Origin of the sequence: Clostridium sp. FP1 (assembly GCF_011065975.2) — a bacterium.
Classification (GTDB): domain Bacteria; phylum Bacillota; class Clostridia; order Clostridiales; family Clostridiaceae; genus Clostridium_AD; species Clostridium_AD tagluense.
Window position 1 is genome coordinate 140,001 of the sequence record NZ_JAAMNJ020000001.1, and the last position, 13,519, is coordinate 153,519.

Sequence of the window (13,519 nt, forward strand, 5' to 3'; positions counted from 1 at the left end):
AAAGGAAAAACAGTCAGATCTAATCCAGAGTACCACGAGACACGTGAAACCTTGTGGGAAGCAGGGAGGACCACCTCCCAAGGCTAAATACTACCTAGTGACCGATAGTGAAGAAGTACCGTGAGGGAAAGGTGAAAAGAACCCCGGAAGGGGAGTGAAATAGAACCTGAAACCGTGTGCCTACAACCGGTCGGAGCACTTTTTATGTGTGACGGCGTGCTTTTTGTAGAACGAGCCAACGAGTTACGATATGTAGCAAGGTTAAGTACTTAAGGTACGGAGCCGAAGGGAAACCAAGTCTGAATAGGGCGCTATAGTTGCATGTCGTAGACCCGAAACCGGGTGACCTATCCATGGCCAGGATGAAGCGGAAGTAAAATTCCGTGGAGGTCCGAACCACGTTGGTGTTGAAAAACCATGGGATGAGCTGTGGATAGCGGAGAAATTCCAATCGAACTCGGAGATAGCTGGTTCTCCTCGAAATAGCTTTAGGGCTAGCGTCGATTAATTGAGTAATGGAGGTAGAGCACTGAATGGGCTAGGGGCTGACAACAGTTACTGAACCCTATCAAACTCCGAATGCCATATACTTTTATTTCGGCAGTCAGACTGCGAATGATAAGATCCGTAGTCAAAAGGGAAACAGCCCAGACCATCAGCTAAGGTCCCAAAGTGTAAGTTAAGTGGAAAAGGATGTGGGATTTCTAAGACAACTAGGATGTTGGCTCAGAAGCAGCCACTCATTCAAAGAGTGCGTAATAGCTCACTAGTCAAGAGATCCTGCGCCGAAGATGTCCGGGGCTAAAACTTACCACCGAAGCTATGGGTGTACACTATGTGTACGCGGTAGAGGAGCTTTCTGTACTGGCTGAAGTCATACCGTAAGGAGTGGTGGACGGTACAGAAGTGAGAATGTTGGCATAAGTAGCGAGAGTTAAGTGAGAATCTTAACGGTCGAAAACCTAAGGTTTCCTGAGGAAGGCTCGTCCTCTCAGGGTTAGTCGGGACCTAAGCCGAGGCCGAAAGGCGTAGGTGATGGACAATCGGTTGATATTCCGATACCACCAATGGACGTTATTAGAAATGGGATGACGCAGGAGGATAAGATGTGCACACTATTGGATGTGTGTCTAAGCATTTAGGCGGAGCAAGCAGGCAAATCCGTTTGCTCTTAACGCTGAGATGTTATGGGGAAGGGAATTTATTCCTGAAGTATCTGATTCCACGCTGCCAAGAAAAGTCTCTATCGAGGATATTGGTGCCCGTACCGCAAACCGACACAGGTAGGTGAGGAGAGAATCCTAAGACCATCGGAAGAATTGCTGTTAAGGAACTCGGCAAATTGACCCCGTAACTTCGGGAGAAGGGGTGCCTACGAAAGTAGGTCGCAGAGAATAGGCCCAAGCAACTGTTTAGCAAAAACACAGGTCTCTGCTAAAGCGAAAGCTGATGTATAGGGGCTGACGCCTGCCCGGTGCTGGAAGGTTAAGGGGATTACTTAGTCGGGAATTCGTTCCCGCCGAAGGTATGAACTTAAGCCCCAGTAAACGGCGGCCGTAACTATAACGGTCCTAAGGTAGCGAAATTCCTTGTCGGGTAAGTTCCGACCCGCACGAATGGCGTAATGATTTGGGCACTGTCTCAACAGCACATCCGGCGAAATTGTAGTGCCAGTGAAGATGCTGGCTACCCGCGATTGGACGGAAAGACCCCGTAGAGCTTTACTGTAGCTTAGCATTGAATTTCGGTATTGTCTGTACAGGATAGGTGGGAGACTGAGAAACATGGGCGTCAGCCTGTGTGGAGTCATCCTTGGGATACCACCCTGACAGTACTGAGGTTCTAACTGGAGGCCATGAATCTGGTCACAGGACATTGTTAGGTGGGCAGTTTGACTGGGGCGGTCGCCTCCAAAAAAGTAACGGAGGCGCTCAAAGGTTCCCTCAGCGCGGTTGGAAATCGCGCGAAGAGTGCAAAGGCAGAAGGGAGCCTGACTGCGACACCTACAAGTGGAGCAGGGACGAAAGTCGGACTTAGTGATCCGGTGGTACCTCGTGGGAGGGCCATCGCTCAACGGATAAAAGCTACCTCGGGGATAACAGGCTGATCTCCCCCAAGAGTCCACATCGACGGGGAGGTTTGGCACCTCGATGTCGGCTCGTCGCATCCTGGGGCTGAAGTAGGTCCCAAGGGTTGGGCTGTTCGCCCATTAAAGCGGCACGCGAGCTGGGTTCAGAACGTCGTGAGACAGTTCGGTCCCTATCCGTCGCGGGCGTAGGAAATTTGAAGGGAGCTGTCCTTAGTACGAGAGGACCGGGATGGACAAACCTCTGGTGCACCAGTTGTCACGCCAGTGGCATCGCTGGGTAGCTATGTTTGGAAGGGATAAACGCTGAAAGCATCTAAGCGTGAAGCCCACCCTGAGATGAGATTTCCCATAACTCGTGCGTAAGCACGGTGTTAGTAAGACTCCTGGAAGAACACCAGGTTGATAGGTTAGAGGTGTAAGCATGGTAACATGTTCAGCTGACTAATACTAATAAGTCGAGGGCTTGACCTTAATATATATAAAGCGTAAGCTTCAAGCGAAAGCGAGAAGATAATTTCACTGTGCAATTTTGAGAGAATATAATTTTCTCAATCTGGTGATTATGGCATGAAGGTAACACCCCTTCCCATACCGAACAGGTCGGTTAAGCTTCAATGCGCCAATGGTACTGCAGGGGTAACTTTGTGGGAGAGTAGGTCGTCGCCAGGTAACATGGTTTACTAGCTCAGTTGGTAGAGCACATGACTTTTAATCATGGTGTCCGGGGTTCGATTCCCCGGTAAGCCACCAAAAAAAGCACTTCTTTATGAAGTGCTTTTTTTATTCTTGATATTTAGGTAAATTTCGAGAATTTTGAAGTAATATAGCTTGGTCAAATTAAATTCTATATTAAATATATTTATATTTAAATAAATTACACTTATTGATTTTGTTTTTAACTAATTTTATGTTATCATATTAATAAAAATATATAATTTTAAAGGAGAGTAATTATGGAGAATAAAGTTTTAGCTATAGTAAATGGAAGTGAAATCACTGAAAAAGATATAGAAAGATCATTATTAAGGTTTCCAAATGAAACACGAGAGCACTACAAAACAGAAGAAGGTAAAAAACAATTCTTAGAGCAGATAATAAATTTTGAATTAATATATAATTATGCTCTTGATAATGATATGAAAAAGGATCCAGAGTATATAGAACAAGTAAAGTTGATAGAAAAGGATATTTTAATACAAATAGGTGTAAAAAATATAATGGCTGATGTAGATATAACTGAAGAAGAAATTCAAAAATACTATGAAACTAATAGTGAAATGTTTAAAAGTGAAGAGACTGCATCAGCTAAACATATATTAGTAGATACCTTGGAGCAAACGCAAGAAATTAAATTAGAAATAGCTAATGGAATGTCTTTTGAAGAAGCTGCTCAAAAATATTCTAAATGTCCATCAGCAGCTCAAGGTGGAAGTTTAGGTAGTTTTACTAGAGGTAGAATGGTTCCTGAATTTGAAAAGGCGGCCTTTGAATTACAAGTTGGGGAAATAAGTGAGCCTGTTAAAACTCAATTCGGATATCATTTAATACAATTAGATGAGAAAAGTTTACAAGATGTAAAATCTTTGGAAGAATCTAGGAATGTGATTGTAAAAAATATTTTACATCAAAAACAAAATGAGAAATATATAAGTTCTGTAACGGAATTAAAAAACAAATATGCTGTAGAATTAAAATAAAAGTATATATTATTTTTAATATAAAAACCAATGTTATTACTAATATTGGTTTTTATTAATACTATAGAGAAATATTTGTAGTATTTAAATTTAAAGGATTATAGAAAAGTGTTGACAAATTAAAAGATGCCTAGTATAATAGTAGAAGTCGTCACATGATGATAAAACAAATTGGTCTTTGAAAATTAAACAGAGAAATAGGTAAAATAGCGAAATAATATTTCGTTAGACCAGTTAATTACTTTAGATAAAAAAGTAATTTTAGTCGTAAGACTAAAAAGTATGTAATGAGCTTGCTAACCAGCTTAACAGTTGGCGCAGATTATTCATTTCAAATAAAAAGTGTAAACTTTTAAATTGAGAGTTTGATCCTGGCTCAGGACGAACGCTGGCGGCGTGCCTAACACATGCAAGTCGAGCGATGAAACCCTTCGGGGTGGATTAGCGGCGGACGGGTGAGTAACACGTGGGTAACCTGCCTCAAAGAGGGGAATAGCCTCCCGAAAGGGAGATTAATACCGCATAATATGTTTTGGTCGCATGACCTTTACATCAAAGGAATTTTCTTTTAGAGAATTCCACTTTGAGATGGACCCGCGGCGCATTAGCTAGTTGGTGAGGTAACGGCCCACCAAGGCAACGATGCGTAGCCGACCTGAGAGGGTGATCGGCCACATTGGAACTGAGACACGGTCCAGACTCCTACGGGAGGCAGCAGTGGGGAATATTGCGCAATGGGGGAAACCCTGACGCAGCAACGCCGCGTGAATGATGAAGGCCTTCGGGTTGTAAAGTTCTGTCTTCTGGGACGATAATGACGGTACCAGAGGAGGAAGCCACGGCTAACTACGTGCCAGCAGCCGCGGTAATACGTAGGTGGCAAGCGTTGTCCGGATTTACTGGGCGTAAAGGATGCGTAGGCGGACATTTAAGTCAGATGTGAAATACCCGAGCTTAACTTGGGTGCTGCATTTGAAACTGGGTGTCTAGAGTGCAGGAGAGGTAAGTGGAATTCCTAGTGTAGCGGTGAAATGCGTAGAGATTAGGAAGAACACCAGTGGCGAAGGCGACTTACTGGACTGTAACTGACGCTGAGGCATGAAAGCGTGGGGAGCAAACAGGATTAGATACCCTGGTAGTCCACGCCGTAAACGATGAATACTAGGTGTCGGGGGTCGAACCTCGGTGCCGCAGTTAACACAATAAGTATTCCGCCTGGGGAGTACGATCGCAAGATTAAAACTCAAAGGAATTGACGGGGGCCCGCACAAGCAGCGGAGCATGTGGTTTAATTCGAAGCAACGCGAAGAACCTTACCTAGACTTGACATCCCCTGCATAACCCAGAGATGGGCGAAGTCCTTCGGGACAGGGTGACAGGTGGTGCATGGTTGTCGTCAGCTCGTGTCGTGAGATGTTGGGTTAAGTCCCGCAACGAGCGCAACCCTTATCATTAGTTGCTACCATTTAGTTGAGCACTCTAGTGAGACTGCCCGGGTTAACCGGGAGGAAGGTGGGGATGACGTCAAATCATCATGCCCCTTATGTCTAGGGCTACACACGTGCTACAATGGTGAGTACAAAGAGATGCAAGACCGCAAGGTGGAGCCAAACTCAAAAACTCATCCCAGTTCGGATTGTAGGCTGCAACTCGCCTACATGAAGCCGGAGTTGCTAGTAATCGCGAATCAGCATGTCGCGGTGAATACGTTCCCGGGCCTTGTACACACCGCCCGTCACACCATGAGAGTTGGTAACACCCGAAGTCCGTGAGGTAACCGTAAGGAGCCAGCGGCCGAAGGTGGGATTGATGATTGGGGTGAAGTCGTAACAAGGTAGCCGTAGGAGAACCTGCGGCTGGATCACCTCCTTTCTAGGGAGTAGATGCAAAGACTTCGGTCAATGCAACAAGAAGAATAATTAATTTTATTTTTCAAAATGTCTACTGTAATTACTCGTAACCTATTCTCTGTTTAATTTTGAGAGACTAATCTTAGTTAACTCCTTGGAGTTGACTAATAGATAGTTTTTCTAAAAATGTTCTTTGAAAATTGCACAGTGAAATTAAAGTTGTTTTAATAAGTTAAAGCCATGTAAATGGTGTATAGATGAATTTAATACAATTTCGCAAAATGAATTAAAACGTTTATGTAAATAAACGAAATTATCTATGCAAATAGATAAAGATAAAGGTTAAGCTACAAAGGGCGCATGGCGAATGCCTTGGCACTAGGAGCCGAAGAAGGACGCGTTAAGCTGCGATAAGCTTTGGGTAGGCGCAAATAGCCAGTGATCCAAAGATTTCCGAATGGGGGAACCCACATAGTAACAACTATGTACTGCATACTGAATAAATAGGTATGCAGAGGTAGACCCGGGGAACTGAAACATCTAAGTACCCGGAGGAAGAGAAAGAAACATCGATTTCCTAAGTAGCGGCGAGCGAAAGGGAAAGAGCCCAAACCTAGGTCTTTGACCTAGGGGTTGAGGATAGATCATAAATACTGCAATTCCTTAATTGAAGATAGCTGGAAAGCTGCTCCGCAGAAGGTAATAGGCCTGTAAATGAAAAGGAAAAACAGTCAGATCTAATCCAGAGTACCACGAGACACGTGAAACCTTGTGGGAAGCAGGGAGGACCACCTCCCAAGGCTAAATACTACCTAGTGACCGATAGTGAAGAAGTACCGTGAGGGAAAGGTGAAAAGAACCCCGGAAGGGGAGTGAAATAGAACCTGAAACCGTGTGCCTACAACCGGTCGGAGCACTTTTTATGTGTGACGGCGTGCTTTTTGTAGAACGAGCCAACGAGTTACGATATGTAGCAAGGTTAAGTACTTAAGGTACGGAGCCGAAGGGAAACCAAGTCTGAATAGGGCGCTATAGTTGCATGTCGTAGACCCGAAACCGGGTGACCTATCCATGGCCAGGATGAAGCGGAAGTAAAATTCCGTGGAGGTCCGAACCACGTTGGTGTTGAAAAACCATGGGATGAGCTGTGGATAGCGGAGAAATTCCAATCGAACTCGGAGATAGCTGGTTCTCCTCGAAATAGCTTTAGGGCTAGCGTCGATTAATTGAGTAATGGAGGTAGAGCACTGAATGGGCTAGGGGCTGACAACAGTTACTGAACCCTATCAAACTCCGAATGCCATATACTTTTATTTCGGCAGTCAGACTGCGAATGATAAGATCCGTAGTCAAAAGGGAAACAGCCCAGACCATCAGCTAAGGTCCCAAAGTGTAAGTTAAGTGGAAAAGGATGTGGGATTTCTAAGACAACTAGGATGTTGGCTCAGAAGCAGCCACTCATTCAAAGAGTGCGTAATAGCTCACTAGTCAAGAGATCCTGCGCCGAAGATGTCCGGGGCTAAAACTTACCACCGAAGCTATGGGTGTACACTATGTGTACGCGGTAGAGGAGCTTTCTGTACTGGCTGAAGTCATACCGTAAGGAGTGGTGGACGGTACAGAAGTGAGAATGTTGGCATAAGTAGCGAGAGTTAAGTGAGAATCTTAACGGTCGAAAACCTAAGGTTTCCTGAGGAAGGCTCGTCCTCTCAGGGTTAGTCGGGACCTAAGCCGAGGCCGAAAGGCGTAGGTGATGGACAATCGGTTGATATTCCGATACCACCAATGGACGTTATTAGAAATGGGATGACGCAGGAGGATAAGATGTGCACACTATTGGATGTGTGTCTAAGCATTTAGGCGGAGCAAGCAGGCAAATCCGTTTGCTCTTAACGCTGAGATGTTATGGGGAAGGGAATTTATTCCTGAAGTATCTGATTCCACGCTGCCAAGAAAAGTCTCTATCGAGGATATTGGTGCCCGTACCGCAAACCGACACAGGTAGGTGAGGAGAGAATCCTAAGACCATCGGAAGAATTGCTGTTAAGGAACTCGGCAAATTGACCCCGTAACTTCGGGAGAAGGGGTGCCTACGAAAGTAGGTCGCAGAGAATAGGCCCAAGCAACTGTTTAGCAAAAACACAGGTCTCTGCTAAAGCGAAAGCTGATGTATAGGGGCTGACGCCTGCCCGGTGCTGGAAGGTTAAGGGGATTACTTAGTCGGGAATTCGTTCCCGCCGAAGGTATGAACTTAAGCCCCAGTAAACGGCGGCCGTAACTATAACGGTCCTAAGGTAGCGAAATTCCTTGTCGGGTAAGTTCCGACCCGCACGAATGGCGTAATGATTTGGGCACTGTCTCAACAGCACATCCGGCGAAATTGTAGTGCCAGTGAAGATGCTGGCTACCCGCGATTGGACGGAAAGACCCCGTAGAGCTTTACTGTAGCTTAGCATTGAATTTCGGTATTGTCTGTACAGGATAGGTGGGAGACTGAGAAACATGGGCGTCAGCCTGTGTGGAGTCATCCTTGGGATACCACCCTGACAGTACTGAGGTTCTAACTGGAGGCCATGAATCTGGTCACAGGACATTGTTAGGTGGGCAGTTTGACTGGGGCGGTCGCCTCCAAAAAAGTAACGGAGGCGCTCAAAGGTTCCCTCAGCGCGGTTGGAAATCGCGCGAAGAGTGCAAAGGCAGAAGGGAGCCTGACTGCGACACCTACAAGTGGAGCAGGGACGAAAGTCGGACTTAGTGATCCGGTGGTACCTCGTGGGAGGGCCATCGCTCAACGGATAAAAGCTACCTCGGGGATAACAGGCTGATCTCCCCCAAGAGTCCACATCGACGGGGAGGTTTGGCACCTCGATGTCGGCTCGTCGCATCCTGGGGCTGAAGTAGGTCCCAAGGGTTGGGCTGTTCGCCCATTAAAGCGGCACGCGAGCTGGGTTCAGAACGTCGTGAGACAGTTCGGTCCCTATCCGTCGCGGGCGTAGGAAATTTGAAGGGAGCTGTCCTTAGTACGAGAGGACCGGGATGGACAAACCTCTGGTGCACCAGTTGTCACGCCAGTGGCATCGCTGGGTAGCTATGTTTGGAAGGGATAAACGCTGAAAGCATCTAAGCGTGAAGCCCACCCTGAGATGAGATTTCCCATAACTCGTGCGTAAGCACGGTGTTAGTAAGACTCCTGGAAGAACACCAGGTTGATAGGTTAGAGGTGTAAGCATGGTAACATGTTCAGCTGACTAATACTAATAAGTCGAGGGCTTGACCTTAATATATATAAAGCGTAAGCTTCAAGCGAAAGCGAGAAGATAATTTCACTGTGCAATTTTGAGAGAATATAATTTTCTCAATCTGGTGATTATGGCATGAAGGTAACACCCCTTCCCATACCGAACAGGTCGGTTAAGCTTCAATGCGCCAATGGTACTGCAGGGGTAACTTTGTGGGAGAGTAGGTCGTCGCCAGGTAAAAAATGGATCTTTAGCTCAGCTGGTTAGAGCTACCGGCTCATAACCGGTCGGTCCGGGGTTCGAGTCCCTGAAGGTCCACCAAAAGACAGTTCTATTAGAACTGTCTTTTTATTTTCGTTATGTATTGTAGTTTAAAAACTATATGCTATGTAAGTTGTAGTAATACATTTTTTTATTAACATAAATCATGCGAATATGCGGGGATAATGTGGATACATTTTGTATAAATTATAATAAAATATACTTTTAATATAAATATACTTACAAAAGCCTAACTGTAAAGTTAGGTTTTATATTTACCCACATATATTAAAGAAGGGTTGGCATAATTATTTATGTCAATTTTTTTTATTATATAGGAAACAGCTTGCGGAAGCCGCTGTGGATAACATTCTAGCTAAAAGATATATAGAAAAAATCAGATAAATATGAGATGATTAAATCATGAGAAAAAATAAGATTACCATAAAACAAATATTTGAAGATAATTATTCAAAGTTTTGGAAATTGAATAAAGAAAAGTATCCTGAAAAGATGAGAGAACATATGAATATCGAAGTAATGAAAATGATAGGATGTGGAGATATTTCATTAGGTTTTGTTGCGTACATATGTTTAAAATGTCTGGAAGTATTTAAAATAGGATTTACATGTAAAAGTAGGTTTTGTAGTAAATGTGGTAAAAAATACATAAGCGAATGGGTAGAGAAACAAGTAAGTAAAATCTTGGATGTTCCACATAGGCATTGTGTTTTTACGATACCGACTGAGTACAGAAAATATTTTTTTTGGAATAGAGAGAGTCTGAAAGACCTGCAAGACATGGTATATGAGGTTATAAATGAGTTTGCAAATGGTGTAAACTATAAAAATAGAGAAGAATATAAAAAGAAGAAAAGAAGCAAAAAAGGTGGAGTGCTTTGGCAAAGTGGAATGATTGGCGTAGTGCATACTTTTGGAAGGAATATAGGGTTTAACCCACATGTGCATGCATTGGTTCCAGAAATAAAAACAAGGGATAATGAAGTTAAGGATATGGAATTCTTTGACTATAAATATTTTAGAAAAGTTTGGCAGTACAAATTAATAAATTATATGGTTAGTAAAAACCCAGATAAAAAAGCAGAGTACTTAAAAATGTTCAAAGATTATCCTAACGGATTTTACATAAATGCCAAATCAAGAATGAAAAGTGCAAGAGGTGCAGCAAGATATATCGGTAGATATTTAGCAAGACCTGCGATAGCAGAATATAGAATACTTAGCTATGATGGGAAAAATGTAACGTTTTGGTATAAGAGTCATGAAACTAATGAGAGAGTAGAAGAAACAGTTACGGCACAAGTGTTTATAGGCAGGTTACTAATGCATATATCGCCTAAATATTTTAAAATGGTTAGATTATATGGAGTATATGCTGGAAGTATAAGTATAAAGATTAGAAAATGTTTTGGTTTATTGCAATACATAAAAAGTGGGCTTAAAGCAATTCAGTACACATTAAAAATAAATTGGAAAAAGGAAATAAGAAAAATGAAGTATAGAGAATTAATGATTATTAATTTTTCTAAAGATCCAGGGAAATGTTCAAAATGCGGTCAGCTAATGGAGTTATTCCAAATTTGGCACAGAAAGTATGGGTATATTTATGATATGGGAACGTATTAAAAGGATTTTTAAAATTAAAATGGATGAAAGGGAGATACCATTTCAAACAGAGGGGCCCGATAAGATGATACTTTTTAAATGTAAGAAATGTGGGTATGAAGAAGAGGTACCAGAATTTGTTGCGTTTGAATGTTATACACCTGAGGAATTTGACAAGAAGAGTGGTAGTCCTATTGTTCTATGCCCAGAATGTGATGCAAATATGATAATTAAAGGACGATGAAATTATCATATTTGCTTGGCATAAGGGTTTTTACTCGACCGTAGGGAGATTTTGTTCTTTAAAAGTGTTTTATTTTAAATAACATTAAAATTATTAAGACTTTTCATATAAATTCTAAATAATTAAAGAATAAGATAAAGCATTAACATGTATTGTATGAAGTAAAAATTAATAATAATTGCTTTTATAAAGGAAAGTTAACAAGAAACATATGGACACTTATTCAGGCGTGTCAGTATAGTTAATTATTAGTATTTTTGAGTAATATAGAGTAAATAAACACTAATGTCATTATATAAACATTAGTTTAAATACAAAACTATATTCTTATGATAAGATATTCCTTGTCGTTACGAATAATTAACGATAAAGACAAATTGGTCTTTGAAAATTAAACAGAGAAATAGGTAAAATAGCGAAATAATATTTCGTTAGACCAGTTAATTACTTTAGATAAAAAAGTAATTTTAGTCGTAAGACTAAAAAGTATGTAATGAGCTTGCTAACCAGCTTAACAGTTGGCGCAGATTATTCATTTCAAATAAAAAGTGTAAACTTTTAAATTGAGAGTTTGATCCTGGCTCAGGACGAACGCTGGCGGCGTGCCTAACACATGCAAGTCGAGCGATGAAACCCTTCGGGGTGGATTAGCGGCGGACGGGTGAGTAACACGTGGGTAACCTGCCTCAAAGAGGGGAATAGCCTCCCGAAAGGGAGATTAATACCGCATAATATGTTTTGGTCGCATGACCTTTACATCAAAGGAATTTTCTTTTAGAGAATTCCACTTTGAGATGGACCCGCGGCGCATTAGCTAGTTGGTGAGGTAACGGCCCACCAAGGCAACGATGCGTAGCCGACCTGAGAGGGTGATCGGCCACATTGGAACTGAGACACGGTCCAGACTCCTACGGGAGGCAGCAGTGGGGAATATTGCGCAATGGGGGAAACCCTGACGCAGCAACGCCGCGTGAATGATGAAGGCCTTCGGGTTGTAAAGTTCTGTCTTCTGGGACGATAATGACGGTACCAGAGGAGGAAGCCACGGCTAACTACGTGCCAGCAGCCGCGGTAATACGTAGGTGGCAAGCGTTGTCCGGATTTACTGGGCGTAAAGGATGCGTAGGCGGACATTTAAGTCAGATGTGAAATACCCGAGCTTAACTTGGGTGCTGCATTTGAAACTGGGTGTCTAGAGTGCAGGAGAGGTAAGTGGAATTCCTAGTGTAGCGGTGAAATGCGTAGAGATTAGGAAGAACACCAGTGGCGAAGGCGACTTACTGGACTGTAACTGACGCTGAGGCATGAAAGCGTGGGGAGCAAACAGGATTAGATACCCTGGTAGTCCACGCCGTAAACGATGAATACTAGGTGTCGGGGGTCGAACCTCGGTGCCGCAGTTAACACAATAAGTATTCCGCCTGGGGAGTACGATCGCAAGATTAAAACTCAAAGGAATTGACGGGGGCCCGCACAAGCAGCGGAGCATGTGGTTTAATTCGAAGCAACGCGAAGAACCTTACCTAGACTTGACATCCCCTGCATAACCCAGAGATGGGCGAAGTCCTTCGGGACAGGGTGACAGGTGGTGCATGGTTGTCGTCAGCTCGTGTCGTGAGATGTTGGGTTAAGTCCCGCAACGAGCGCAACCCTTATCATTAGTTGCTACCATTTAGTTGAGCACTCTAGTGAGACTGCCCGGGTTAACCGGGAGGAAGGTGGGGATGACGTCAAATCATCATGCCCCTTATGTCTAGGGCTACACACGTGCTACAATGGTGAGTACAAAGAGATGCAAGACCGCAAGGTGGAGCCAAACTCAAAAACTCATCCCAGTTCGGATTGTAGGCTGCAACTCGCCTACATGAAGCCGGAGTTGCTAGTAATCGCGAATCAGCATGTCGCGGTGAATACGTTCCCGGGCCTTGTACACACCGCCCGTCACACCATGAGAGTTGGTAACACCCGAAGTCCGTGAGGTAACCGTAAGGAGCCAGCGGCCGAAGGTGGGATTGATGATTGGGGTGAAGTCGTAACAAGGTAGCCGTAGGAGAACCTGCGGCTGGATCACCTCCTTTCTAGGGAGTAGATGCAAAGACTTCGGTCAATGCAACAAGAAGAATTTATTCTTCAAAAATATCTACTGTAATTACTCGTAACCTATTCTCTGTTTAATTTTGAGAGACTAATTTTAGTTGACTCTTAGGCGTTAACTAATAAATAGTTTTTCTAAAATGAAATTTTAAAAATGGGGGTATAGCTCAGCTGGGAGAGCACCTGCCTTGCACGCAGGGGGTCAAGGGTTCGATTCCCTTTACCTCCACCATTAATGGGTCTATAGCTCAGCTGGTTAGAGCGCTGCTCTGATAAGGCAGAAGTCGATGGTTCGAGTCCATTTAGACCCACCATTTATGTTCTTTGAAAATTGCATAGTGAAATTAAAGTTGTTTAAAAGATTTAAAGCCATGTAAATGGTGTATAGATGAATTTAATACAATTTCGCAAAATGAATT

Annotated in this window: 3 protein-coding genes, 4 tRNA genes and 6 rRNA genes (1 of these 13 running past the window's edge); all 13 read left to right on the forward strand. The window is 43.3% G+C overall.

The features are described from left to right. Positions 1 to 2,560: ribosomal RNA gene (locus tag G9F70_RS00680) — 23S ribosomal RNA — on the forward strand; it begins 378 nt to the left of the window's first position. An 81-nt stretch (positions 2,561 to 2,641) separates the two neighbouring features. After that, a 5S ribosomal RNA gene (rrf, locus tag G9F70_RS00685) occupies positions 2,642 to 2,758 on the forward strand. A gap of 5 nt (positions 2,759 to 2,763) precedes the next feature. Continuing rightward, positions 2,764 to 2,839: transfer RNA gene (locus G9F70_RS00690), tRNA-Lys, on the forward strand. Positions 2,840 to 3,042: 203 nt separating this feature from the next. Further along, positions 3,043 to 3,786, forward strand: coding sequence for a peptidylprolyl isomerase (locus tag G9F70_RS00695; protein ID WP_164948116.1), 744 nt, complete (start codon positions 3,043 to 3,045; stop codon positions 3,784 to 3,786). Positions 3,787 to 4,139: 353 nt separating this feature from the next. After that, positions 4,140 to 5,658 (forward strand): 16S ribosomal RNA (locus tag G9F70_RS00700). Between the two features lie 318 nt (positions 5,659 to 5,976). After that, positions 5,977 to 8,914 (forward strand): 23S ribosomal RNA (locus tag G9F70_RS00705). A gap of 81 nt (positions 8,915 to 8,995) precedes the next feature. Next, positions 8,996 to 9,112, forward strand: a 5S ribosomal RNA gene (gene rrf, locus G9F70_RS00710). Together the 16S, 23S and 5S rRNA genes with 2 tRNA genes alongside form the textbook arrangement of a ribosomal RNA operon. 7 nt (positions 9,113 to 9,119) lie before the next feature. Next, positions 9,120 to 9,196: transfer RNA gene (locus tag G9F70_RS00715), tRNA-Ile, on the forward strand. A gap of 363 nt (positions 9,197 to 9,559) precedes the next feature. Further along, the gene (locus G9F70_RS00720) at positions 9,560 to 10,783 is read left to right on the forward strand and encodes a transposase (protein ID WP_224617359.1); all 1,224 of its coding nucleotides are present in this window, start codon (positions 9,560 to 9,562) and stop codon (positions 10,781 to 10,783) included. Continuing rightward, the gene (locus tag G9F70_RS00725) at positions 10,752 to 11,006 is read left to right on the forward strand and encodes a hypothetical protein (protein WP_224617360.1); all 255 of its coding nucleotides are present in this window, start codon (positions 10,752 to 10,754) and stop codon (positions 11,004 to 11,006) included. The genes G9F70_RS00720 and G9F70_RS00725 overlap by 32 nt, the downstream gene beginning before the upstream one ends. Positions 11,007 to 11,565: 559 nt before the next feature. Beyond that, a 16S ribosomal RNA gene (locus tag G9F70_RS00730) occupies positions 11,566 to 13,084 on the forward strand. 172 nt (positions 13,085 to 13,256) lie between these two features. Then, positions 13,257 to 13,332, forward strand: a tRNA-Ala gene (locus tag G9F70_RS00735). A 5-nt stretch (positions 13,333 to 13,337) separates the two neighbouring features. Then, positions 13,338 to 13,414, forward strand: a tRNA-Ile gene (locus G9F70_RS00740). The last annotated feature ends 105 nt before the right edge of the window (positions 13,415 to 13,519 follow it).

Coding starts and splice junctions, on each gene's coding strand:
- G9F70_RS00725 (WP_224617360.1), top strand. CDS start 10,752: ATGGGTATATTTATGATATGGGAACGTATTAAAAGGATTTTTAAAATT.
- G9F70_RS00720 (WP_224617359.1), top strand. CDS start 9,560: ATGAGAAAAAATAAGATTACCATAAAACAAATATTTGAAGATAATTAT.
- G9F70_RS00695 (WP_164948116.1), top strand. CDS start 3,043: ATGGAGAATAAAGTTTTAGCTATAGTAAATGGAAGTGAAATCACTGAA.